23 protein-coding genes are annotated in these 24,761 nt (G+C 58.9%); 12 read left to right on the forward strand and 11 right to left on the reverse strand.

Annotated elements, in window-relative coordinates; genetic code table 11:
- Positions 1-12: 12 nt before the first annotated feature.
- Positions 13-897, reverse strand: a complete 885-nt coding sequence (locus QFW87_RS14390; RefSeq protein WP_033054579.1) for a LysR substrate-binding domain-containing protein — start codon at positions 895-897, stop codon at positions 13-15.
- A gap of 187 nt (positions 898-1,084) precedes the next feature.
- On the opposite strand from QFW87_RS14390, the gene QFW87_RS14395 reads away from it, so the two are divergent.
- Together QFW87_RS14395 and QFW87_RS14400 are read left to right on the forward strand one after the other, a co-directional pair.
- Positions 1,085-1,489, forward strand: coding sequence for a PaaI family thioesterase (locus QFW87_RS14395; protein WP_283190841.1), 405 nt, complete (start codon positions 1,085-1,087; stop codon positions 1,487-1,489).
- 46 nt (positions 1,490-1,535) lie between these two features.
- Positions 1,536-2,024, forward strand: a complete 489-nt coding sequence (locus QFW87_RS14400) for a GFA family protein (protein ID WP_283184300.1) — start codon at positions 1,536-1,538, stop codon at positions 2,022-2,024.
- A 143-nt stretch (positions 2,025-2,167) separates the two neighbouring features.
- Here QFW87_RS14400 and miaE read toward each other — a convergent pair whose 3' ends face one another.
- Positions 2,168-2,776 carry a tRNA isopentenyl-2-thiomethyl-A-37 hydroxylase MiaE gene (gene miaE, locus QFW87_RS14405; RefSeq protein ID WP_046032069.1) on the reverse strand — a complete coding sequence of 203 codons (609 nt, stop codon included), beginning with the start codon at positions 2,774-2,776 and terminating at the stop codon, positions 2,168-2,170.
- A gap of 204 nt (positions 2,777-2,980) precedes the next feature.
- On the opposite strand from miaE, the gene QFW87_RS14410 reads away from it, so the two are divergent.
- The gene (locus QFW87_RS14410; RefSeq protein ID WP_056741759.1) at positions 2,981-3,844 is read left to right on the forward strand and encodes a universal stress protein; all 864 of its coding nucleotides are present in this window, start codon (positions 2,981-2,983) and stop codon (positions 3,842-3,844) included.
- A 120-nt stretch (positions 3,845-3,964) separates the two neighbouring features.
- On the opposite strand, the gene QFW87_RS14415 is transcribed toward QFW87_RS14410, so the two are convergent.
- Positions 3,965-4,435 carry a DUF1289 domain-containing protein gene (locus tag QFW87_RS14415; protein ID WP_033054572.1) on the reverse strand — a complete coding sequence of 157 codons (471 nt, stop codon included), beginning with the start codon at positions 4,433-4,435 and terminating at the stop codon, positions 3,965-3,967.
- Between the two features lie 408 nt (positions 4,436-4,843).
- Between QFW87_RS14415 and acnB the strand changes: the two genes are divergently transcribed.
- Positions 4,844-7,453 (forward strand): bifunctional aconitate hydratase 2/2-methylisocitrate dehydratase, encoded by a 2,610-nt coding sequence (acnB, locus tag QFW87_RS14420; RefSeq protein ID WP_283184564.1) that lies wholly within the window; start codon positions 4,844-4,846, stop codon positions 7,451-7,453.
- Positions 7,454-7,640: 187 nt separating this feature from the next.
- On the opposite strand, the gene QFW87_RS14425 is transcribed toward acnB, so the two are convergent.
- Positions 7,641-8,921, reverse strand: coding sequence for a serine/threonine transporter (locus tag QFW87_RS14425; protein ID WP_283184298.1), 1,281 nt, complete (start codon positions 8,919-8,921; stop codon positions 7,641-7,643).
- A gap of 269 nt (positions 8,922-9,190) precedes the next feature.
- On the opposite strand from QFW87_RS14425, the gene QFW87_RS14430 reads away from it, so the two are divergent.
- From QFW87_RS14430 to QFW87_RS14455, 6 genes are all read left to right on the forward strand, one after another.
- Positions 9,191-9,574, forward strand: coding sequence for a tautomerase family protein (locus QFW87_RS14430; RefSeq protein ID WP_008149859.1), 384 nt, complete (start codon positions 9,191-9,193; stop codon positions 9,572-9,574).
- A 31-nt stretch (positions 9,575-9,605) separates the two neighbouring features.
- Positions 9,606-10,223 carry a TetR/AcrR family transcriptional regulator gene (locus QFW87_RS14435; protein ID WP_283190842.1) on the forward strand — a complete coding sequence of 206 codons (618 nt, stop codon included), beginning with the start codon at positions 9,606-9,608 and terminating at the stop codon, positions 10,221-10,223.
- Positions 10,224-10,411: 188 nt separating this feature from the next.
- A complete protein-coding gene (locus QFW87_RS14440; protein WP_283190843.1) occupies positions 10,412-10,930 on the forward strand; it encodes a cysteine hydrolase family protein in 519 nt (172 codons plus the stop codon).
- A gap of 134 nt (positions 10,931-11,064) precedes the next feature.
- Complete coding sequence (locus QFW87_RS14445) at positions 11,065-12,024, forward strand: 2-hydroxyacid dehydrogenase (RefSeq protein WP_283190844.1); 960 nt, start codon at positions 11,065-11,067, stop codon at positions 12,022-12,024.
- A 144-nt stretch (positions 12,025-12,168) separates the two neighbouring features.
- Entirely contained in the window at positions 12,169-13,236 is a 1,068-nt protein-coding gene (locus QFW87_RS14450) for a phosphotransferase family protein (protein WP_283184295.1), read from the forward strand.
- Positions 13,237-13,270: 34 nt separating this feature from the next.
- Positions 13,271-14,038 (forward strand): SDR family oxidoreductase, encoded by a 768-nt coding sequence (locus QFW87_RS14455; RefSeq protein WP_150630518.1) that lies wholly within the window; start codon positions 13,271-13,273, stop codon positions 14,036-14,038.
- 387 nt (positions 14,039-14,425) lie between these two features.
- On the opposite strand, the gene QFW87_RS14460 is transcribed toward QFW87_RS14455, so the two are convergent.
- Entirely contained in the window at positions 14,426-14,773 is a 348-nt protein-coding gene (locus tag QFW87_RS14460) for a hypothetical protein (protein WP_283184294.1), read from the reverse strand.
- 118 nt (positions 14,774-14,891) lie between these two features.
- On the opposite strand from QFW87_RS14460, the gene QFW87_RS14465 reads away from it, so the two are divergent.
- Complete coding sequence (locus QFW87_RS14465) at positions 14,892-16,007, forward strand: Gfo/Idh/MocA family oxidoreductase (RefSeq protein ID WP_283190845.1); 1,116 nt, start codon at positions 14,892-14,894, stop codon at positions 16,005-16,007.
- Between the two features lie 415 nt (positions 16,008-16,422).
- Here the strand turns inward: QFW87_RS14465 and QFW87_RS14470 are convergent, their stop codons facing one another.
- The 6 genes from QFW87_RS14470 to QFW87_RS14495 all read right to left on the reverse strand — a co-directional run bounded on the left by QFW87_RS14470 (position 16,423) and on the right by QFW87_RS14495 (position 22,732).
- Positions 16,423-16,671 (reverse strand): DUF1652 domain-containing protein, encoded by a 249-nt coding sequence (locus QFW87_RS14470; RefSeq protein ID WP_283184292.1) that lies wholly within the window; start codon positions 16,669-16,671, stop codon positions 16,423-16,425.
- Between the two features lie 129 nt (positions 16,672-16,800).
- Positions 16,801-18,297, reverse strand: a complete 1,497-nt coding sequence (locus QFW87_RS14475; RefSeq protein WP_283190846.1) for a helix-turn-helix transcriptional regulator — start codon at positions 18,295-18,297, stop codon at positions 16,801-16,803.
- A gap of 83 nt (positions 18,298-18,380) precedes the next feature.
- Positions 18,381-19,274: an RNA polymerase sigma factor SigJ gene (gene sigJ, locus QFW87_RS14480; RefSeq protein WP_283190847.1), complete on the reverse strand. Its 894-nt coding sequence runs from the start codon at positions 19,272-19,274 to the stop codon at positions 18,381-18,383.
- 3 nt (positions 19,275-19,277) lie between these two features.
- Entirely contained in the window at positions 19,278-19,712 is a 435-nt protein-coding gene (locus QFW87_RS14485; RefSeq protein WP_283190848.1) for a carboxymuconolactone decarboxylase family protein, read from the reverse strand.
- A gap of 95 nt (positions 19,713-19,807) precedes the next feature.
- Positions 19,808-21,091 (reverse strand): Zn-dependent hydrolase, encoded by a 1,284-nt coding sequence (locus QFW87_RS14490; protein WP_283190849.1) that lies wholly within the window; start codon positions 21,089-21,091, stop codon positions 19,808-19,810.
- 156 nt (positions 21,092-21,247) lie between these two features.
- Positions 21,248-22,732, reverse strand: a complete 1,485-nt coding sequence (locus tag QFW87_RS14495; protein ID WP_283190850.1) for an NCS1 family nucleobase:cation symporter-1 — start codon at positions 22,730-22,732, stop codon at positions 21,248-21,250.
- Between the two features lie 551 nt (positions 22,733-23,283).
- Here QFW87_RS14495 and hydA point away from each other — a divergent pair.
- Complete coding sequence (gene hydA / locus QFW87_RS14500) at positions 23,284-24,723, forward strand: dihydropyrimidinase (protein WP_283190851.1); 1,440 nt, start codon at positions 23,284-23,286, stop codon at positions 24,721-24,723.
- Positions 24,724-24,761 lie beyond the last annotated feature (38 nt).

Genomic DNA, 24,761 nt, shown 5'->3' on the forward strand with positions numbered 1-24,761 from the left:
GAATTCAACTCATCAATCGATCAACTGATCGTTGAACCATTCCAGCATCTGCGCCACTGCCGGGCGCTCCAGCCTCACTCGCTCACACACCAGCGCATATTGGCCGAGTGCAGTCATGCTTGAAGTGAACGGCCGGACCAGACGACCGCTGAGCAAATCCTCCTGCGCGGTCAAGTTATCGCCCATGGCCACACCCTGGCCTTGGGCCGCTGCTTCCAGCGCCAAACCGGCGTGGGCGAAATACAGCTGCCGTTCCGGACGCTGATCGCCGGCATGGCTGGTGAGCCAGGCGGTCCAGGTCTTGCCGTCCTGATCGTCGTGCAGCAGGCAGTGGCGTGCCAGATCCTTCGGCGTTTTCAACGTGCCCTGGTTGAACAGGCCGGGGCTGCACACCGGGAAGAACTGCAGCGCCGGCAAGGGCCGGACAAAGTACGCGCTGCTGTCCACCGGGCCGGTGCCGTAAGTGATCGCCAGGTCGATGTCTTCGCCCGGCGCCGTGGCGTCGATCGGTTGTTCGTAGAGGTGCAGGGTGATGTGCGGATAGCGCGCGTAAAAATCCGTCAGGCGACTCATCAACCACTTTTGCGCCAGCTCGGCAGTTACCGCCAGGCGCAACACCGCCAGCGATGACGGGTCACGCAGCTCATCGCAGGCATCGCCGATCAGTTCGAAGGCCTGCTGCAAGCTTTGCATCAGGCGCCCGGCGGCCATCGTCGGGCGAATCTGCCGGCCTTCACGGATGAACAACGTCACGCCCAATTGCTCTTCGAGCTGGCGAATCTGATGGCTGACGGCGCTGTCGGTGACGCACAACTCCGCCGCCGCCCGACCGAAATGGGCGTGACGGGCGGCGCATTCGAAGGTTCTGAGTGCTGCTAAAGAAGGCAGTCGTCGCATGATCAAGGTCCCGATTTCGAGGCACCATGCTGACCCGGCGGACAGTGGGCGTCCAGTGGGAGCCGAGCTTGCTAGCGATGACGGCGGCACATTCACCACAAATCCAACGCCCCATCACCCTCCCTTATCGACCATGACATCCCCCCAAACCCGGCGCATGTTGGTGCCTCAACCGGAGGGATTCGCCATGCTCAACGCACTCAAACAGATCAACTCAACCTCAGCCTTTAACCGCTGGGCCGGTTTCGAAGTCACTCGCGCCGAGAGCGGCGAAGCCGAACTCACGATGGCTTTTCGCGAGAGCGATATGGCGCAGTACGCAGGCTTCCTGCACGCCGGACTGATCGGTGCCCTACTCGATACAGCCTGCGGTTTTGCCGCAGGAACAGTCGCCGGCAACGTGCTGGCATCGCATTTTTCAGTGAACTGCCTGGCACCCGCCATCGGCGAAGTGTTCATCGCTCGGGGTCAGGTGGTGAAGACTGGCAAGAAGCAGGTGTTCGCCCGCGCCGAGTTGTTCGCGCAAACCGGCGATCAACTGAAACTGGTGGCGACCGGCGACGCGATTCTCGTACCGGTCGAGGGGCGCTGAAGGTCTAGGCTGTCTTGGGTAAGTTCCAGACCTGTCGGAGGTTCCCATGCAGCTCGAAGGTTCCTGCCATTGCGGCGCGGTGTCGTTCAGTTTGACCAGCGCCCACCCCTACCCGTACCAGCGTTGTTACTGCTCGATCTGCCGCAAGACTCAGGGCGGTGGCGGTTATGCGATCAACATCGCTGGCAATGCCGCCAGCCTCAAGGTGCGCGGTCGCAAGCACATCTCGATTTACCATGCGCGGCTCAAGGACGAAGGGGATAAACGCGCCCGCCGCAGCACCACCGAGCGGCATTTCTGTTCCCTTTGCGGCTCGGGATTATGGCTGTTCAGTCCTGAATGGCCGGATCTTGTTCACCCATTTGCCTCAGCCATCGACACGGCGTTGCCGGAGCCACCCGAGCGCACGCACGTGATGCTCGGTTCGAAAGCATCATGGGTGGAAGTCCAGACGCAGCCCGCTGATCGACAGTGCGATGTCTGGCCCGAAGAGTCCATCGCCCAATGGCATGAGCGCCTGGGTTTGAGCCGCTAAGACGGTTCACAGTCTTTGACAGTTTCCCGACAAAGCTGTCAAAGATTGCTGGCCGACAGCCGCCTAGCATAGGCGCATCCAAATTCCCTCGGGTGCTCCCATGTTTCGCTCCTGCGCAGCAGGTTGATTTTCGGTCGAAAGCGTCAGGCCGCGGCTGGCACACCGCTGTGGAAACGAAACTCCACGTCCGGCGACTCGATCAGCTCTTGCTCAGCGGCGCGAACCTTGTCGATCACCTGGGCGATGTCCTTGGCGTCACCGTACTGGTAGGCCAGTTTCAGATAACCCTGGAAATGCCGGGCCTCGCTTTTCAGCAGGCCGAAGTAGAACTTGCCCAGCTCTTCGTCCAGATGTGGCACCAGCGCTTCAAAACGCTCGCAGCTACGAGCTTCGATAAACGCACCGACCACCAGGGTGTCCACCAGTTTGACCGGCTCGTGGCTGCGCACCACTTTGCGCAGGCCCGAAGCGTAGCGCCCGGCGGACAGCTGACGCAGCTCGATCTTGCGCTTTTTCATCAGGCGCATGACCTGTTCGTGGTGCACTAGCTCTTCCCGGGCCAGACGCGACATCAGGTTGATCAGATCGACGTGGGAGTGATACTTGGCGATCAGGCTCAACGCGGTACTGGCGGCCTTGAATTCACAGTTTTTGTGATCGATCAGCAGGGTTTCCTGATCAGCCAGCGCGGCTTGAACCCAGCCATCGGGGGTGCGGCAGCCGAGGAACTCGTGAATTTCGGGAAGGATCATGAGTTCACTTCCAGCAGGACGGCGACGATTTCGGGCTTCAGTAGCATGGGGCTCACGGACAATGGACTCGGCGAAGGGCGCCGATTATACCGGCCTGCCGGCAGACCACCAGTCGCGACCGTTGATATACATCAAGTCCCGAATGGCCAGCCAGCAACTATAGTTGTCCAACGCAGTATTTCTTACTTCATGGAGATCCCGATCATGCAAGCCATTCGCAGCATTCTGGTGGTCCTCGAACCTGAACACTCGGAAAGCCTGGCGCTCAAACGGGCCAAGCTGATTGCCGGCGTGACCCAGGCTCATCTGCATCTGCTGGTCTGCGACCGCAAGCATGACCACAGCGGCATGTTGGGCGTGCTCAAGGCCGCGCTGATCGAGGACGGTTACAGCGTCACCACCGAGCAGGCCTGGAACGAAAGCCTGCACGAAACCATCGTCGATGTGCAGCAGGCTGAAGGCTGCGGACTGGTGGTCAAGCAGCATTACCCCGACAGTCCGCTGAAAAAAGCCCTGCTGACCCCGGCGGACTGGAAACTGCTGCGTTACTGCCCGACGCCGGTGCTGCTGGTCAAAACCTCGAAACCCTGGACCGGCGGCGTCATTCTGGCGGCGATCGATGTCGGCAATACCGATGGTGAACACCGCACCTTGCACTCTTGTATTGTCGATCACGGTTACGACATTGCCAGCCTGGCCAAGGCCCATTTGCACGTGGTCAGCGCCCATCCGTCGCCGATGCTGTCGGCGGCCGACCCGACGTTGCAGCTCAGCGAAACCATCGAGGCGCGCTATCGCGAACAGTGCAAATCGTTTCAGGCCGAGTTCGACATTGATGACGAGCACCTGCATATCGAGGAAGGTCCGGCGGATGTGTTGATTCCGTTCATGGTCCACAAACTGCAGGCGGCGGTGACGGTCATCGGTACCGTGGCTCGGTCCGGGTTGTCAGGGGCGTTGATCGGGAATACGGCGGAAGTGGTGCTGGATGCGGTGGAGAGTGATGTGCTGGTGCTGAAGCCGGATACGATCATGGACCATCTGGAGGAGATCGTGACGCAGCATTGAGATTTTCGGCGCCAGATAGATCGCCTTCGCGAGCAAGCCCGCACATTGGATCTGTGTCGTTCACAGATTTCATGTCCAATGGAGATCCCATGTGGGGCTTGCTCGCGACGCTTTTAAGATTTAACCGCCGAAGGCGTCGCGGAGGAAGCCCGGTGCAATGTAGCGCTGGTAATGCGCCTCGGAGAGCAAAAAGAACTCCCGATCAATAGCATCCCGCAGTTCCGGCAGGTTCCAGTCGCGAAACTCCGGCATCAGCACCATCCCGTAAGCTTCCAGGTTGTTGATGACCCGCGCCCCCCGGGCGATCAACTGATACGCCCAGCAATATTCCGACTGATGCGGCACAAAGCGGATCTTGCGCTGCTCTAGCTGCAGACGCAGGCGCTGGGGATCGAAAACCTCCAGCTTGCTGGCCATCACCTGGGACAGCAGCAGCTCAAGACGCAGCCACACCGCGCGCTTTTCTTCCTCGTTGTAACCATTCCAGTTGATCACTTCATGGTGGAAACGCTTGCAGCCACGGCACACCAAATCACCATAAACAGTGGAGCAGAGGCCGACGCAGGGGGTTTTGATGGTCTGATTGGGCATAGGTTGGGAGAACACGGGAAAGCAGAACAGGTCGGCATGTTAGCCCTTTGTCTAACATTCATCACCCCTCAATCTTGAGGGCCTAACTTACCTTTAATTTTTTTTTGCCGTAGAATCAGCCAGCCTTTTAAGGCGCCAATGTCCGTTAGAAGCTGTTTTCAAAGCGTCACGAGCACAGTCGTTCCTTCAGAGCGGTGTTGGCGATGGGTTTTTCCAGCGGGGAAAAGCCCAACGCCAACCCTCATCAGCTCCCCGTTCTGCAGGCGTAAAACTTTGAAAGCAGCTTCTGTAAGGAATTGTCGGTAATTCTGGCTAAGTGGCCCACAACGCCACGCAGCGCATGAGTACGGCAATTTCGGGATGAGCGTCCCGGACACCCATTTGGGACCACTGATGAGGGTAATAACTGTGCTTGAAGCCTACCGCAAACATATCGAAGAGCGTGCAGCACTGGGTATCGTTCCCCAGCCGCTAAACGCCGAACAAACTGCAGGCCTGGTCGAGCTGCTGAAGAATCCCCCGGCTGGCGAAGAAGCTTTCCTCGTTGACCTGATCACCAATCGCATTCCGCCAGGTGTAGACGAAGCAGCCTATGTAAAGGCCGGTTTCCTGTCTGCCCTCGCCAAAGGCGAAGCAAAATCCCCTCTGATCGACAAGAAACGCGCTGTTGAACTGCTCGGCACCATGCAGGGCGGCTACAACATCGTGACGCTGGTTAATCTGCTGGACGACGCCGAACTGGCGCCAGTCGCTGCCAAAGAACTCAAGCACACCCTGCTGATGTTCGACGCTTTCCACGACGTCGCTGAAAAAGCCAAGAACGGCAACGTTCTCGCTAAAGGCGTGCTGCAATCCTGGGCTGACGGCGAGTGGTTCAAAAACCGTCCTGTGCTTGCCGACAAGATCAGCCTGCGCGTCTTCAAGGTCACCGGCGAAACCAACACCGACGACCTGTCCCCTGCTCCGGACGCCTGGTCCCGCCCGGACATCCCGCTGCACGCCCTCGCCATGCTGAAAATGGCCCGTGAAGGCATCGCGCCTGACGCCCAGGGCGTCACCGGTCCGATGAAGCAGATCGAAGAAATGCGCGGCCAAGGCTTCCCGATCGCCTACGTCGGTGACGTGGTCGGTACCGGTTCTTCGCGTAAATCCGCCACCAACTCGGTGCTGTGGTTCTTCGGCGACGACGTTCCTTTCGTGCCGAACAAGCGTGCCGGCGGTTTCTGCTTCGGCAGCAAAATCGCTCCCATCTTCTACAACACCATGGAAGATGCGGGCGCACTGCCAATCGAATTCGACGTCACCAACATGCACATGGGCGACGTGATCGACCTGTACCCGCATGCTGGCAAAGTCTGCAAACACGGCACTGACGAAGTCCTGACCACCTTCGAAATGAAGACTCCGGTGCTGTTGGACGAAGTCCGTGCCGGCGGCCGTATCCCGCTGATCATCGGCCGTGGCCTGACCGACAAGGCCCGTGCCGAATTGGGCCTGGGCCCTACCGACCTGTTCAAACTGCCTGAAGCACCTGTCGACACCGGCAAGGGCTTCACCCTGGCGCAGAAAATGGTCGGCAAGGCATGTGGTCTGCCAGAAGGCAAAGGCGTTCGTCCAGGTACTTATTGCGAACCGAAAATGACCACCGTCGGCTCTCAGGACACCACCGGTCCTATGACCCGTGACGAACTGAAAGACCTGGCGTGCCTGGGCTTCTCGACCGATCTGGTAATGCAGTCTTTCTGCCACACCGCGGCTTACCCTAAGCCGATCGACGTGACCACCCACCACACCCTGCCAGACTTCATCATGACCCGCGGCGGCGTTTCCCTGCGTCCGGGCGACGGCATCATCCACAGCTGGCTGAACCGCATGCTGCTGCCGGACACCGTCGGTACCGGTGGTGACTCGCACACCCGTTTCCCGATGGGCATTTCGTTCCCGGCCGGTTCCGGTCTGGTTGCGTTCGCTGCAGCCACCGGCGTTATGCCGCTGGACATGCCGGAATCGATCCTGGTGCGCTTCAAAGGCAAAATGCAACCAGGCGTCACCCTGCGTGACCTGGTTCACGCCATTCCTTACTTCGCGATTCAGGCTGGCCTGCTGACCGTCGAGAAGAAAGGCAAGAAGAACGCCTTCTCCGGCCGCATTCTGGAAATCGAAGGCCTGGACAACCTGAGCATCGAGCAAGCTTTCGAGCTGTCCGATGCCTCGGCCGAACGTTCGGCTGCCGGTTGCACCATCAAGCTGTCGAAAGAGTCGATCACCGAGTACCTGAGCTCCAACGTCACCCTGCTGCGCTGGATGATCGGCGAAGGCTACGGCGATGCACGTACCCTGGAACGTCGTGCTCAAGCGATGGAAGCCTGGATCGCCAACCCTGAGTTGATGGTTGCCGATGCTGACGCCGAATACGCTGAAATCATCGAAATCGACCTGGCCGACATCAAAGAGCCTGTGCTCTGCGCGCCAAACGATCCGGACGACGCCCGTCTGCTGTCCAGCGTTGCTGGCGAGAAGATCGACGAAGTGTTCATCGGTTCGTGCATGACCAACATCGGCCACTTCCGCGCTGCCGGTAAGTTGCTGGAACAGGTCAAAGGTCAGCTTCCAACCCGTCTGTGGCTGTCGCCGCCGACCAAAATGGACGCTCACCAGCTGACCGAAGAAGGCTACTACGGCATCTACGGCAAGGCCGGCGCTCGCATGGAAATGCCGGGTTGCTCGCTGTGCATGGGTAACCAAGCACGTGTAGAGCCGAACTCGACTGTTGTGTCCACTTCGACCCGTAACTTCCCGAACCGTCTGGGTGACGGCGCGAACGTCTACCTGGCTTCGGCCGAGCTGGCGTCTGTTGCTTCCATCCTGGGTCGCCTGCCGACCGTCGAGGAGTACATGGAATACGCTGGCAAGATCGACAGCATGGCGGCCGATGTTTACCGCTACCTGTCCTTCGACCAGATCGCCGAGTTCCGTGAAGCTGCTGCGAACGCCAACATCCCGGTCGTTCAAGCCTAACGCTGCAACGCAATAAAAAACGCCGCCCATCGTGAGATGAGCGGCGTTTTTTTATGCCTCAAGAATGCTTATTTCCAAGAAGACCGAGGCGCCTAAATCGCGAGCAGGCTCGCTCCCACAGATTTTGCGCGGTCCCTGTGGGAGCGAGCCTGCTCGCGATGGCGGACTCACAGCCCCGAAGAAATCATCAGGCAGTCAGCGAATAGATCAACGCCGAAATCGCCACCAGGCCCACCGCCGTCACGAAGACGTTGGAAGCCTGACCGCGATAACGCGCCATGGCCGGAACCTTGCGAATCGCGTACATCGGCATCAGGAACAGGATCGCGGCGATGATCGGGCCACCGAGGGTTTCGATCATCCCGAGAATGCTCGGGTTCAGCGTGGCAACGATCCAGCAGACCACCAGCATGAAGGCGGCAGTCATGCGATCCAGGGTCTTGGGTGCCGGGCGTTTGCCACTCTTCACAATCAGACCTTTAAGACCTTCGCTGGCGCCGATGTAGTGGCCCAGGAACGACTTGGAAATGGCCACGAACGCAATCAACGGTGCCGCGAAGGCGATGGTCGGGTTGCTGAAGTGGTTGGCCAGGTACGACAGGATCGACAGGTTCTGCGCCTTGGCTTCCGCCAGTTGTGCGGGCGACAGGGTCAGCACGCAACTGAACACGAAGAACAGCACCATCACCACCATCAAGGCGTGGGCGCGGGACAGGATCTGCGAACTACGCTCTTCGGCGTGATCGCCGTAACGACGCTTCTGGTCCACCGCGAACGCCGAGATGATCGGCGAATGGTTGAACGAAAACACCATTACCGGAATCGCCAACCACAGCGTGTGCAGCAATGCCGACGGTTCTGGCAGCGTCGACGCGGTGGCGAGAATGCCGCCGTTCCAGTGAGGAATCAGGAACACCGCGAGGAACAGCAGCGCAACAATGAACGGATAAACCATCAGGCTCATGGCCTTGACGATCACCTGCTCGCCGCAACGTACCACCGCCAACAGGCCGAGGATCAGTACGAGCGACAGCACAGCGCGTGGCGGCGGCATGATGTGCAGTTGATGCTCTAGGAAACTGCCCACGGTGTTGGTCAGGGCCACGCTATAGATCAACAGGATCGGGAAGATCGCGAAGAAGTACAGCAAGGTGATCAGCGCGCCAGCCTTGATCCCGAAGTGCTCTTCCACGACTTCAGTGATGTCCGCGCCTTCGCGTCCGGACAACACAAAACGTGTGAGGCCACGGTGTGCGTAAAACGTCATAGGGAACGCCAACACCGCCAGGACCAACAACGGCCAGAAGCCGCCCAGACCCGCGTTGATCGGCAAAAACAGCGTGCCAGCCCCGATGGCCGTGCCAAACAGGCCCAGCATCCAGGTGGTGTCATGGCGATTCCAGCTCTCAAGCGTCGCTGGTGTCGCCGATACATAGCGTTCGTCGACGCTATTGGCCTGATCATTCATCCGGTGGGATCTCCGCATTCCGGTCAGTTGCTACCCGGTCAGGACGAGTCGGAAAAATCCGACAGGCAGCGCCCTGGCCGAAACAGGGGCGCGATTGTCCGGGATTAATGAGCAGAAGCAAAGACTTAGCTGAGGAGTGGTTGTGCGGATCAGATCCTCTGGCACCCTTTATTGAATAGATGTTTTAAAAAATCTATTCAATAAAGGATTGCCGTCATGTAATTTCGATCCCGACTGCTGACCGGCAACCCTCATTTCGGAGCCCTCTCATGCCACTCGTTCGCGTCGACATCAAGAAGCATCAAGACCCGACTTACGCCAAACGTGTCGGGCAATTGATCTACGCCGCCATGCACAGCGCCATTGGCGTGCCGGAGAACGATAACTTCCAGATTCTTGCCGAGCACGATGAACAGCATTTCATCTTTGATCCCGGCTACCTGGGCATCAATCGCACCGACAATCTGGTGGTGATTCAGATCACCCTGAGTGAAGGCCGCACCATCGAGCAGAAAAAACTTCTCTACAAAACCATTGCCGAGAGCCTTAACGCGGAACTGGCGGTGCGCCTGGAAGATGTTTTCATCAATCTGGTGGAGGTAAAGAAAGAGAACTGGTCGTTTGGCAACGGCATAGCCCAGTACGCCAGCTGATTTCTGCCTTTTATATACCTGTGAGCCGCCAATGCCCCGAGTCTCCCGCAAACAAGCCGAACTCAACCGCGAGATCATCGTCGAGGCCGCCACACGTCTGTTTCGCGAACGCGGCCTGCACGGGATCAGTGTCGTTGATGTGATGGGCGCCGCCGGCCTCACCCATGGCGGGTTCTATGGTCACTTCGAATCCAGGGAAGCGCTGGCGCAAGAGGCGTGCAGCCGGGCGTTCACCCAATCGATGGAACGCTGGAAGCAGAAAATAGAGGATAACGACGACAGTCTCTCGGCTCGCGAGAGCATCATCGCGCCCTACCTGTCCGCGGCCAATCGCGATAATCCAGGCGAAAGCTGCCCGGTGACCGCGTTTGCCGGCGACATGTGCCATGAAACCGTTGAAAGCGGATTGCACCAGACCTACACCCAAGGGCTGGAGGCATTGTTGCAGATGCTGGCACCGCTGATGGGCGCGGATCAGCCCGAAACCAATCGGCAAAAAGCGTTGGTGGACTATTCGCTGATGGTCGGCGCCCTGACCCTGGCCCGTGCAACCCGAGGTGACGCCTTGTCCGATGAAATTCTCGACGCAGCCCGGACGTTTCTCACCACGGACAAGGCCGTTGACACACCCACGACGCCTACAGCATGATCGGCCTCATGAATATTCCTGCGCTGAACCTCACCCACACCACCACGACCGCTTCCGGCGGGTCGTGCGGTGGCTGGCTGAGATAAACACAGCGCAGTGAACCCAAGGCCCCGCCAGCAATGGACGGGGCCTTGTCGTTTCTCCTGTCCGTTCGGCACTTTTCGTACGACACCCAAGGAGAAACACCCATGTCATCAGCGTTGTTGATCATCGATATGCAGGTCGGTCTGTTCCACGGCCCGGAAAAACCCTACGACGGTGAACGGGTACTGGCGAACATCCAGCAACTCATTCGTCAGGCCAGAGAGCGCAACGTGCCGATCTTCGCGGTGCGCCATACCGGCCCTCAAGGTTCGCCCATCGAAGTCGGTAGCCCCTTCTGGCAGCTATTGCCCGCACTGGACCTGGATGCCAGCACCGACATCCTGTTCGACAAAACCCGACCCAATGCCTTTTACTCCACCGTGCTGGCGGAGCGACTGCGAGCTAGCGGGATCAATGAGGTGTTCATCGCCGGCATGAAAACCCAATATTGCATCGACAGCACTTGCCGTGCAGCGGCCGAGCTGGGATTCAAACCCCTACTCGTGGCCGATGCACATACCTGCATGGACACACCGGCGCTGCCGGCCCGATCGATCATCGAACACCATAACGCGACGTTGAACGGTGCCTTCGTAAAGGTGTTGAACACCGTGGATATGTAAGCGCTACGGAACGCTCCTACACTGAGGTCGCAGGCCACAAGCCTGCTATCTTTGGTAAATGCCAGACCGTTGCGCAATCAGCAATCCGAGCGACGTTCGAGCCCCCGACTTTCCGATGCCCACAGGAGCCCAGCATGCCCGCGACCGTTCTGGTACTGGTTGAAACCATCAATGATTACCTGCCGATTCTCGAACATCAGGGTTTTCACCTGATTCTGGCTCCCACACCTGCCGAGCGCGCCGATGCCATCACACGGCATGGCGCGCAGATCGATGCGGTGCTGACCCGCGGCCCATTGGGCCTGTATGCCGACGAAATCGCCGCCCTGCCCAATCTCAAGATCATCTGCGTGATCGGCGCCGGCTACGAACACGTCGACCTGCAAGCCGCCGCCAACCGGGGCATTACGGTCACCAATGGCGCCGGAGTCAATGCCTCTTCAGTCGCCGACCATGCCATGGCGATGCTGCTCTCTCTGGTACGTGATATTCCCCGTTGCGACGCCGCCGTGCGCCGGGGTGAGTGGCCGAAAATCATGCGCCCGTCCCTGGCGGGCAAGCACTTGGGAATCCTGGGGCTCGGTGCGGTCGGAATGGCCATCGCCAAACGCGCCGCCCACGGCTTCGACATGACGGTCAGTTACCACAACCGCCAGCATCGCAGCGATGTGCCGTACAGCTTCCGCTCGACGCCCACCGAGTTGGCGCGGGAATCAGACTTTTTGGTCGTCGCCACCCCCGGCGGCCTGGGCACCAAACACCTGATCAACCGACAAGTACTCGACGCCTTGGGCCCCCAGGGGTTCATCGTCAACATCGCCCGAGCCAGTGTGATCGTCACCGCAGACCTGATCAGCTCGCTTGAGCAGCGCAGGATTGCCGGCGCTGCGCTGGATGTCTTCGACACAGAACCCCAAGTACCCAATGCCTTCAAGACGTTAGCCAATGTGATCCTCACCCCGCATGTCGCCGGTTTGTCCCCGGAAGCCACTCAAGGCACCGTGGAACTGGTAGGTCGCAATCTGGTGGCGTTCTTCTCAGGTAATCCGGTATTGACCCCGATTGCCCTGCCATCATCGATGAGCATGATCTGACTACCATTCAAACAGGTGTATCAAACACAATGATTGCCCGGCAACACGCTCACCTATAAGGGCGTTTCGTGGTTGTGGGTGTCGGGTGTGCGCATTAGATTAGCCAGTAGTCTCAGGCCTCCAAAATAAGCAGAAGGGATAAGCATGGCGCTTACTGACCAGTCCACCCGTATCCGCACCGGCGAAGAACTCGATGCCAGCCTGATCGATCCGTACCTCAAGGCCCACATTCCGGGCCTGAGTGGTTTGCCGCAGATCAGCCAGTTTCCGGGCGGTGCGTCGAACCTCACTTACTTGCTGGAATACCCCAAACAGGAGTTCGTCCTGCGTCGCCCACCCTTTGGCCACAAGGCCAAGTCCGCTCACGACATGGGCCGTGAATTTCGCATCCTCAATCAGCTTCGTGATGGTTTCCCGTACTGCCCGAAAACCTACGTGCACTGCACCGATGAATCGGTGATCGGCGCCGAGTTCTATGTGATGGAGCGGGTCAAGGGGATCATCCTGCGCTCCGAACTGCCGCCGGAACTGGGTCTGGATTCGGCGAAAACCGAAACGCTGTGCAAGAGCTTCATCGACAAGTTCGTTGAACTGCACCGGGTCGACTACAAAGCCTATGGCCTGGGCGACCTCGGCAAACCCGAAGGTTATGTCGCGCGGCAAATAAAAGGCTGGAGCGATCGCTACGAGAAAGCACTGACGCCGGACGCGCCGAAGTGGGAAGCGGTCAAAGCCTGGCTCAACGACAAGATGCCGACCGATCACCCGACCTCCAGCATCGTCCACAACGACTACCGCTTCGACAACGTGATCCTCGACCCGAACAACCCGATGGACATCATCGGCGTGCTCGATTGGGAACTGACCACCCTCGGCGACCCGCTGATGGACCTGGGCAACACCCTCGCCTACTGGATCGAAGCCGACGACCCGGCACCGGTGCAATTGATGCGCCGCCAGCCGAGCCACGCACCGGGCATGCTGACCCGCCGCGAGTTCGTCGATTACTACGCCGAGCGTTCAGGCATCCAGATCGACAACTTCGACTTCTACTACACCTACGGCCTGTTCCGCCTGGCCGGCATCGTGCAGCAGATCTACTACCGTTTCTTCCATGGTCAGACCCAGGACAAACGCTTCGCGCAGTTCATTCACATGAACAAACTGCTGGAGCAGATGAGCCTGCAAGTCATTTCGAAATCCAGCCTCTGATCGCCCGCCCTGGCCCCAATAACAAGGAAAAACCATGTCCAAGACTCAGTTGTTCGACCTCGACGGCAAAATCGCATTCGTATCCGGCGCCAGCCGCGGCATCGGTGAAGCCATCGCCAAATTGCTGGCCCAGCAAGGCGCCCATGTCATCGTCTCGAGCCGCAAACTCGACGGTTGCCAGCACGTGGCTGACGCGATCATCGCCGCCGGCGGCAAAGCCACTGCCGTGGCTTGCCACATCGGCGAAATGGAACAGATCAGCCAGGTCTTCGCCGGCATCCGCGAACAGTTCGGGCGCCTGGACATTCTGGTCAACAACGCCGCGACCAACCCGCAGTTCTGCAACGTACTGGACACCGACCTCAGCGCTTTCCAGAAAACCGTCGACGTGAACATCCGCGGCTACTTCTTCATGTCGGTGGAAGCCGGCAAGCTGATGCGCGATAACGGCGGCGGCAGCATCATCAACGTCGCCTCGATCAACGGCATCTCGCCGGGGATCTTCCAGGGCATCTACTCCGTGACCAAAGCGGCGGTCATCAACATGACCAAAGTGTTCGCCAAGGAATGCGCGCAGTTCGGCATTCGCTGCAATGCGCTGCTGCCGGGTCTGACCGACACCAAGTTTGCTTCGGCATTGGTGAAAAACGAGGCTATTTTGAACACCGCATTGCAACAGATTCCGCTCAAGCGTGTGGCGGATCCGAGTGAGATGGCGGGAGCGGTGTTGTATCTGGCCAGTGATGCGTCGAGTTACACCACTGGGGTTTCGTTGAATGTGGATGGTGGGTTCTTGTCCTGATCCGATTTACCGGATGAACACAAGGCAGCCTTCGGGCTAATGCCAGTCAGTTAAGCCAAAACGCGATCCGTAGCAGCTGGCGAAGCCTGCGTTCGGCTGCGCAGCAGTCGTAAAACCTGAGTTTGCGGTCTTCCTGAAACACCGCATCGTCTGATTTCACGACTGCTGCGCAGCCGAACGCAGGCTTCGCCAGCTGCTACGGATTTTGTCGTTCCTTAACTGATCGGCATTAGCCGGCGCTAATCACAAAGGAATTTTTGATAGAACTCCGCTTTTGCGCATTCGTCGCAAAGCTCAGAGCCCGCTGCGGATTGTTTTCCCAAAAAATAGGCGCCGCGACCAAGCCAATCAGGAAACCAAGAACAAAAGAAGGAGAAATGCAATACATCAGCGAGCCTTGGCTTCCCCATTCACACGCTCGAAAAACGCTCGAACCTTGTTCGGATCCTTGAGCATTTCAGCAGCGTATTCATCGATACGCACCGAAGCGCATGTGGCAGCTGATAACTTGGTGCCGTTAGAACCGACCATGATCCAGCCGTTCTCAGCCGCTGTTTTGTGTCCTTCACTATCCATATCGATCCTCACTTCTGATCCACTTTTTGCAATCGCAGCTGCGATAAATCCGTAGGCCTTCTCGGAATTTGTTTTGACAGTACTGGCACGTCCGCTGACGATTTTTCCATTCGCCAGGCGGATGATGCCGCCGTGCTGGAATCCGGCAGAATCACGCACAACCTTGGCTTCCTGACATTGCACAACAAAGGAATATTTATTCCACAATGTTGCGCATTGAGAATTTTTATTCCATTAATAGCCCCTCCTGAAAATAAAATCCAAAAGGACCCCGGCTATGCGCGAACTCGGTATCGGTCTCATCGGCACAGGTTTCATGGGCCGCGCCCATGCCTTGGCGTTTCGCAACGTCAGTGCGGTTTTCGAACTGCCCCTCAAGCTCAAACTGGCCGCCCTGGCCGACGCCGATCCGCAGCGTGCCCGCCACTGCGCCGATGCCTGGGGTTTCGTCACTGCTCATAGCGACTGGCAGCAACTGATCGATGACCCCAAGGTCAATCTGATCGCCATCACCACGCCCAATCACCTGCATTACCCCATTGCCATGGCCGCACTCGCCGCCGGCAAACCGGTGTATTGCGAAAAGCCGTTGGCGGTGAATCTGGAACAGGCCGACGCCATGCGACTGTCGGCCAAAGCGGCGGGCGTGGTGACGCGGGTGGGTTTCAACTATCAGCACAACCCGATGATCGGGCTGGCCCGGGAGCTGATTGAAAACGGCGACTTGGGTCAGATCATCAGTTTCCAGGGTGAATTCAGCGAAGACTTCATGGCCGATCCCGCGTCACCCTGGTCGTGGCGTTGCGATGCCGATCATGCCGGTGGCGCACTGGCCGATCTGGGCAGCCACGTGTTGGCCATGGCCCGCTATCTGGTGGGCGATGTCGAGGCAGTGAGCGCCGACACTCATACCGTGCACCGGCAACGCCCCGCCACGGCTGGCAGCCTGGAACAACGCAGTATCGCGGTCGACGATCAGGTCCACGCCTTGTTGCGGTTTGCGAATGGCGCCCGGGGCACGTTTAGTAGCAGCTGGCTCAAGCACGGCTACAAGAATCACCTGAGTTTTGAAATCAGCGGTACCCGAGGGACTTTGGTGTTCGATCAGGAACGCCTGAATGAACTGCGTCTGTTTCGTGCCGGTCAGGACGGTTTCCAGCACTTGCTGGCAGGGCCGAATCTGCCGGGTTATGCGGCGTTTAGCCCGGCGGCAGGGCATCAGCTCGGCTACAACGAACTCAAGACGCTGGAAGTCCATGATCTGGTGATGGCGTTGGCAGGCTTATCTCAGGGCGGAACGGATTTCGAAGAGGCGTGGGAAGTCGAACGCCTGGCTACGGCGATTCGGGTGGCCGCGCGGGAGTCGCGTTGGGTCAGGATCGAGGAAGTCTGAGCGACGCGCGCGGATACCCGCCAGCAGCACAGCGCTGCTGGCGGTTCAACGTGAGCCGATGGACGCTTACTGAGTGACGCAACGAGTGAGCGTCGTTTCCCGGGTCACCTGCCCCTCAGCTCTCATATCGCCTTGCACATCAGTGTTTTCAGTGGTTTGGCAGGTTCGCACAGGGGGCGGAGGCGGCGCAGCGGGAGGTGGCGGTGGAGGACTGGCACAACCACCCAGAATCGCTATCCAGAGTGCGAACGACGGTGTTGCAAAAATGCGTTTCCCAAGACTTTTCATAGGTTGACCCGCGGTAAGTGATCGACATATTTCCGCGACCCAACTGTTTCACCGCGAAGCCGCGGACCGGTCACAGAAAAAATACTCTCGTATTCTTTGTACGACCGCCGGCAAAACCCGACAGTTCCTAGGACGTCTCGCGACAATGCAACGTGTTGCTCTCAAGTTCATAACGCAGCTCTTCGATCAAAGCTGCCACCGCCTCCGGCGTTCTGAGGTTGGCCACGCTCAACCCACTGATCACCAGATCCACCTGCCCCGACACCGGATGATAGAGCTTCACCGTCAGTGAATGATCACCCGTAACATTGCACTCACAGGCCAACGGTGAAAAGCTCCGCTCCAGTTGCATACGCAATTGCGCCACGTAAATCATCCTGCGGTTCCTGTCGCTGTTTTGAAAGGGACGCGATACCCGAAGACCTGTATCGCACCCTTACAGCCTAAGAACCGCCGCCCCGGCCCAGAACATCAATTTGCACCCCTTCGAGTAGTGCATTTGCACCTAACGCTGGGCCTTGGGCCGCCACTCGCTGGAGAACAAACCGCGCTCGCGAGCCCAGACAATCGCCTCGCTACGGCTGTGAACGTCGAGCTTGGAATACACCGTCGAGACATGGTTGCGCACCGTGTTCGGGGCGAGTTTGAGCCGCGCGGCGATTTCCTTGTCGGCCAGGCCTTCGCAGATCAGGCCGAGCACATCGCGCTCGCGGGCGGTCAGGTCGGTGAAAGACACGCTAGGCAACTGCGGCGAGTTGACGTTTTTGACGTTAGCGAGTTTCTCGATGAGCGTGCGGCTGAACCAGGAGGCGTCTTTCATCACCTCTTCGATCGCCGACACCAACTCCAGCTCGGTGCGTTTACGTTCAGTGATGTCCATAAACACCAGCAGGTAGCAGGGACTGTCCTGAATGTTCACGGTGTCGGCCGAGACCGCGCAATCGATCAGCCCGGTGTCTTTCTTGCGGAGGCTGACATCGATGCGATCCAGGCTTCCGATTTTCTCCAGGGTTGCGAACAGCCGTGTACGTGCGCCCTTGTCATGGATGAAGTCGATCTCTGCGATGGTCTTGCCGAGCACCTCTTCACTGGGATACGCGAGCGTATCGAGGAAGGCTTCGTTGACGTCCATCACCATCTGATCGCCGGCGTTACACACCAGAATGGGCACCGGGGTCAGTCGAAAAGCCTTGGCGAAACGTTCCTCGCTTTGGCGCAGGGCGACCTCGGCCTTATGCCGAGGCTCGATGTCTACAAAGGAAAAGAGCATGCAGGCTTCGTCGTTCAGCTCAAGGGGCTGGCCGGCGACGATCACCTGTTTGCTGCCACCTTCGGATAACTGCAGCTGAGCCTGCATTTGCGGAATGGTTGCCCCTTCGCGCAAACGCTGCTTGGCCAGATCCTTGTTTTCGGCCCCTTCCAGCACATCCAGTTCATAGGTAGAACGGCCGATCACCTGATCACGCGCATAGCCGGTCATCTCCAGGAAGCCAGGGTTGACTTTGATGTAGCGCAAATCGCTTAGACGACAGATCACCGCCGGGGCTGGGTTGGCGTTGAAGGTTTTTTCGAAACGCTGTTCGGCGCTGGCCCACTCCGTGACATCGCTCATGATCAGCACCAGCGACTCCGGCTCGCCAGCGCTGTCGGCCAATACCATGCTGCGCACGCTGTGGACCCAGGTGCGCTCTTCGTCGTCCGCCGGCGTCACCTCAACCAACACATCACTGAAGGTCTCACCTCGGGCAACGCGGCTGATCGGATAATTGTCGGCCTGAACCGGGTGATTATTGCGATAACGCAAGGCGAAGCGCTTGGCGTACTCCTTGGCATTCGCCCCCAATTCGCTGAGTTGCCCGACGCCGTGCATGGCCAACGCGGCGTCATTGGCCCAGAGAAGGGTCTGGTCGAGCTCCAGCAGAATCACCCCATCGGACAGGCCGGCGATAATCTGCTGCAACTGACGGCGATTGGTTTCGGTGGTCAGGACGTCCTGGCTCATTGGATCTCCACGCGTGCGGCGGTGCATTCACGCGCCGCCCTGTGAAGATTACGACCGCGAGGGGTTGGGATAGTGCAGAGGACTCAGTGCACATCCAACAAATCCTGCAACCCCGCCAACTTCTGCGGATTGCGCATAATAAAAATCCCGCTCACCTGCCCCGCTTCGTCGAACCCAAACGTCATCGATGCAGTGATGACCTCGTCCGCCTTGATGATCACGCCTTGGGCACCATTGATTTCGGCTGGCAGCCATTCGCAAGTCTGCCAATAGACGTGCAACGACTGGCCAATGAAATCCAGCACATTGGAAATGCCAGACAACGTTTCGCGGATGGCCGAGGCCTTGCCGCCGCTGTCGGCGCAGAGTTCGACGTCTTCGCTCAGCATCGCGGTCAAGGAAGCGGTCGAGCCGCTGGCGATGGCGCTACGGAAAGCGCTGAGCAATTGCTCCTGGCGTGCCGGTTCCGGCTGAAAGCGCGTTTGTCCGCTGCCCAGGCTGGCCTTGGCCCGGGACACCAGTTTGCGGCACGCAGCCTCTTGAACCCCGACCGCATCCGCGACGTGCGTGTAATCCATGTCGAAAATTTCGTAGAGCAGGTACGCCGCACGCTCCTTGGGGGTTAACCGTTCCAGTAACAACAGGAACGCGGTGGACAGCGACGAGGCCAGTTCATGCCTGTGTTCGGGTGAGTCCTGATGGGTGGTGTGAATCGGTTCCGGCAGCCAGGTGCCGATGTAATCAACCCGCGACTTGTGCGCCGAGCGCAGCAGATCGATGCAGTGCCGGGTGCAAGCCGTGGTCAGCCAGGCGGCCGGCGTGGCAATGATGGCGCGGTCGGTCTCCAGCCATTTGATGAACAGCTCTTGCACAACATCCTCGGCTTCGGCGCGGGAGCCGAGGATGCGATAAGCAAGACCGAGCAAAAATGGCCGGCGCTGCTCGAACACAGCGGCGGTGTTTTCAGCGGAGTTCATCAATCAGTGCCTCGACACCTGCAAACGGTTCCACAGGTTGATCATGCCGATCTCGGCCGTCAAGGCACCGATTTGTGCGTCGCTGAAGTGCTCGCGCAAGTCACCGCGCAGGCTGGCGTAGTCGGTCTTTTCATCGAGTACGGTGAGGGCTTCGGTCCAGGCCAGGGCCGCACGTTCAGCGGCAGTGAAATCGCTGACGTGACGCCAGACGATCAGGCGGTCCAGCCGCTCGTTGGTTTCATTGGCTTCACGGGCCTCGCGGGTGTGCATCTTCACGCAAAAACCGCATTGGTTGATCTGCGAGGCACGCAAGTGCAGCAAGTGTTTGAGGGTCGGGTCCAGGTCGTGGCTGTCGAGGGTGACGTGGACCTGGGTCAGGCTTTCGAACACCTGAGGAATCGATTGCAGCAGGTTAACCGGCTGGGTGTTGGACGACATCGTGTTGCTCCACTGTTTGGGGGATTCAACAGGATGACGATTGAGGATTCGGGTTTGTGACGTGCGCTGTTTTTTTTCAGCGCACGTCATGCATTTCAAGCCGCCAATTCACCACTGGCAATCGCCGCCGAAGCCGCCAGCATCGCCCGCAACAACACCGCACACCCGGCCGCCAGATCATCCGGCGCGGCGTTTTCGATTTCGTTGTGGCTGATGCCGCCTTCGCACGGTACGAAGATCATCCCGGCCGGGCCGAGTTCGGCGAGAAAGATTGCGTCGTGCCCTGCTCCGCTGACGATATCCATGTGCGACAGGCCCAAGCCTTGGGCGGCGCCGCGTACCGCTTCGACGCAGCCTTTGTCGAAGTACAGCGGCGGGAAATCCGCAGTGGGTGTGAGTTCGAAGGTCAGGCCGTGTTCCTCGCAGGTGGTTGCGATGACTTCACGGACTTCGGCGATCATTGAGTCCAGACGCGCCGGTTCCAGATGACGGAAGTCCAGGGTCATGCGCACTTCGCCGGGGATGACGTTGCGTGAGCCGGGATAGGCTTGCAGGCAACCGACGGTGCCGCAGGCGTGGGGTTGATGGCCGAGGGCAGCGCGGTTGACCGCACCGACGATCACCGAGGCGCCGACCAGAGCGTCCTTGCGCAGGTGCATCGGCGTCGGGCCGGCGTGGGCTTCGACGCCGCGCAGTTTCAGGTCGAACCATTTCTGCCCGAGGGCGCCCATCACCACGCCGATGGTTTTGCGTTCGTCTTCAAGGATCGGGCCTTGTTCGATATGGGCCTCGAAATAGGCGCCGACGGCATGGCCGCTGACCTTGCGCTCGCCAGCATAGCCAATGGCGTTCAAGGCTTCACCCACGGTAACGCCTTCGGCATCGACCTTGGCCAGGGTTTCTTCGAGGGTGAACTTTTCCGCGAATACGCCGGAGCCCATCATGCAGGGGGCGAAGCGTGAGCCTTCCTCGTTGGTCCAGACCACGACTTCCAGCGGCGCTTCGGTTTCCACGCCCAGGTCATTGAGGGTGCGCAGCACTTCGACGCCGGCCAGTACGCCGAAGCAGCCGTCGAACTTGCCGCCGGTGGGTTGGGTGTCGATGTGGCTGCCGGTCATCACCGGTGGCAGGTTCGGATTGCGGCCCGGACGACGGGCGAAGATGTTGCCGACGGCATCGATGCTGACGGTGCAACCGGCCTCCTCGCACCAGTTGACGAAAATGTCCCGGGCCTGGCGGTCGAGGTCGGTCAGGGCCAGGCGACAAACACCGCCCTTGACCGTGGCGCCGAGCTTGGCCAGGTCCATGAGCGACTGCCACAAGCGGTCGCGGTTGATGTGCTGATGGGTGGACTGCAGAACGTCAATGGCAGCGTTCATGATGATCTCCTCAGGCAGTTCTTATGGATTTCTTCAGGCATTTCTTGGGTGTCTTGGCGGCCGTCTTCGTCGGAACGCCGCCCGGAGCCGGCTCGCTCCCACAGGGGTAATGCATTCCAAATGTGGGAGCGAGCCTGCTCGCGAAGGGGCCGTCCCTCACACCGCAGATTTCGCAACAGACGGGCTGGGGCGCATCGAGCACAACCCGTAATAAATCAGTCCGCCCAGTGCCGATCCGGTGAACCAGCCATAGTCGTAGAACCAGCTGAATGCATCGCTGCCGAGCGACAGCAGCGTCAGCGCCACCGGCACACCAAACGCAATAAATCCGAACCAGTTCCACGCTGGATAAACGTCGTCGCGGTAAAGTCCGGCCAGATCCAGTTGCTGTTTCTTGATCAGGAAATAGTCCACCACCATGATCCCGGCAATCGGACCCAGCAGGCTCGAATAGCCCAGCAGCCAGTTGGAATACACCGTCTCCAGGCTTAAATCCGAGACGATCAAACCGAGCTTCTTCAACAGCTCATGGGCCATCAGCGCCAAACCGACCAGGCCAGTGAGCATCACCGCTTTGGTGCGGTTGATGAACTTAGGGGCGACGTTCTGGAAGTCGTTGGTAGGCGAAACGATATTGGCCGCTGTGTTGGTCGACAGCGTGGCGATGATGATCAGCGCCATGGCCAGTGCGACCCAGACCGGGCTCTGGATATGACCGATCAGCGTGACCGGATCGGAGACGGTGACGCCCACCAGTTTTACCGAGGCGGCCGTCATCACTACGCCGAGGGAGGCGAACAGAAACATGGTCAGGGGCAAGCCGATAATCTGCCCGACGATCTGATCCTTCTGGCTTTTCGCATAGCGGCTGAAATCCGGAATGTTCAGGGACAAGGTGGCCCAGAACCCGACCATGGCGGTCAGCCCGGCGGCAAAGTAACTGACCACGCTCGCGCCTTCCGGACGTTTGGCCGGAATCGCCAGCAACTCGGTCATCGACACGTTCGGCATCGCCCATACCAGCAGCCCCGCGCCCACCAGCACCAACAACGGTGCAGAGAGGGTTTCGAGCCATTTGATCGAGTCCGCGCCGCGAATCACCACCCACAGATTCAAGGCCCAGAACACCATGAACCCGATTACTTCACCGGTACCGCCGAGGGATTTCCAACCGTCGAACACCGACCCCAGAAACAGGTGAATGGCCAGCCCGCCGAACATCGTCTGAATGCCGAACCAGCCACACGCCACCAGCGCCCGGATCAGGCACGGAATGTTGGAGCCGAGGATGCCAAAGGACGAACGCAACAACACGGGAAACGGAATGCCGTACTTGGTGCCGGGAAAGGCGTTCAGGGTCAACGGGATCAGTACGATGATGTTGGCGAACAGAATCGCCAGCAACGCTTCACCGACGCTCAGGCCGAAATGCGCGGTGAGCACGCCACCGAGGGTGTAGGTCGGCACGCAAATCGCCATGCCTATCCACAATGCGGTGATGTGCCATTTGTTCCAGGTTCGTTCGCGCACCTTGGTCGGTGCCATATCGTGGTTGTAACGGGGACTGTCGAGGACGTCACTGCCGGCTTCGAGCTCAAACAAGCCGTCGCGCTCGGTCACTTGCGATCTGTTCTGTTGCATGGCCGCTCCACTGTTCTTTTGATTATTGTTGCTCATCAGGGGCTGGCGGCATCAATTAACGTGCCGGTTACCCCGTTTGCGCATCGGGCAGTTCCATAAAAACTTTGTAACCAACTGATGTTTATCAGTTTTATTTATATCACCGATGAGTCACCGGTTACTTGCTCGTTCAATCAGGCCAGATGCCAGGCAAGTTGTCCGAACCGTCAGGACTCAATCTGGTGCATACCACTTTTTTTCAACGTCGCGCATCAACCATAGACCATCCTCAAGCGGCTGATTTCACATAAGAAATCTCGTCTATTTTTGGAACCTGTCAAGTGCGTCAAAATGGTGAGAGGCCTCACCATTTTGGTGATTTGAAGTTTTAAATGTTAATTATCAATAACTTAAAACAAATATAAGCATATAAAAAATATTCTTGCTCAATCCTCAAACTCAGACTAGCGTTTATTCCTGACAGCGCTGACAGGAATACACCTGTTTGCGTCAGCTTCATATAAAACATTTAGAACCGGCACAAGTCGGTCATTGCCTGCGAGGAACTCGGAATGTCTCTGTTGATCCGTGGCGCCACCGTTATTACCCATGATGAAAGTTATCGCGCCGACGTCTATTGCGCCGACGGCGTGATCAAAGCCATCGGCGAAAATCTTGATGTTCCGGCGGGTGCCGAAGTGCTCGACGGCAGCGGCCAATACCTGATGCCCGGCGGCATCGATCCGCACACGCACATGCAACTGCCCTTCATGGGCACGGTGGCCAGTGAAGACTTCTTCAGCGGTACTGCGGCGGGACTTGCCGGTGGCACGACGTCGATCATCGACTTTGTGATCCCCAATCCGCAGCAATCCTTGATGGAAGCCTTTCATCAGTGGCGCGGCTGGGCCGAGAAGTCGGCGTCGGATTACGGTTTCCATGTCGCGATCACCTGGTGGAGCGAACAGGTCCGCGAGGAAATGGCCGATCTGGTCAGCCACCACGGGGTCAACAGCTTCAAGCACTTCATGGCCTACAAGAACGCAATCATGGCCGCCGACGATACGCTGGTGGCGAGTTTCGAGCGCTGCCTGGAGCTGGGCGCAGTGCCGACCGTGCATGCGGAAAACGGTGAGCTGGTCTATCACCTGCAACGCAAGCTGATGGCGCAGGGCATGACCGGCCCGGAAGCGCATCCGCTGTCGCGCCCTTCGCAGGTGGAAGGTGAAGCGGCCAGTCGGGCGATCCGCATCGCCGAAACCCTGGGCACGCCGCTGTACCTGGTGCATGTCTCGACCAAGGAAGCCCTCGACGAAATCACCTACGCCCGCAGCAAGGGCCAACAAGTCTACGGCGAGGTCCTGGCCGGGCATCTGCTGCTGGACGACAGCGTCTACCAACACCCAGACTGGCAGACCGCCGCCGGTTACGTGATGAGCCCGCCCTTCCGTCCTCGCGGCCATCAAGAGGCGCTTTGGCACGGTCTGCAATCGGGCAACCTGCACACCACCGCCACCGACCATTGCTGCTTCTGCGCCGAACAAAAAGCCGCCGGCCGTGACGATTTCAGCAAGATCCCCAATGGCACGGCCGGTATCGAAGACCGCATGGCGGTGCTCTGGGATGAAGGGGTGAACACCGGGCGTTTGTCGATGCAGCACTTCGTGGCGCTCACCTCCACCAACACCGCGAAGATCTTCAACCTCTACCCGCGCAAAGGGGCGATTCGCGTTGGTGCGGACGCGGATCTGGTGCTGTGGGATCCGGAAGGTACGCGCACGATTTCGGCGAAGACTCACCATCAGCAAGTGGACTTCAACATCTTCGAAGGCAAGACCGTGCGCGGTGTGCCGAGCCACACCGTCAGCCAGGGCCGGGTGGTGTGGGCAGATGGTGATTTGCGGGCGGAGCGTGGTGCCGGGCGGTATGTCGAGCGGCCGGCGTATCCGGCGGTGTTTGATTTGCTGAGTAAGCGGGCTGAGTTGAACAAGCCGACAGCTGTGAAACGCTGAGAGCGGCCTTCGGCCTATCGCGAGCAGGCTCGCTCCCA

The organism is Pseudomonas sp. PMCC200344, from assembly GCF_030053095.1.
Lineage (GTDB): Bacteria > Pseudomonadota > Gammaproteobacteria > Pseudomonadales > Pseudomonadaceae > Aquipseudomonas > Aquipseudomonas svalbardensis.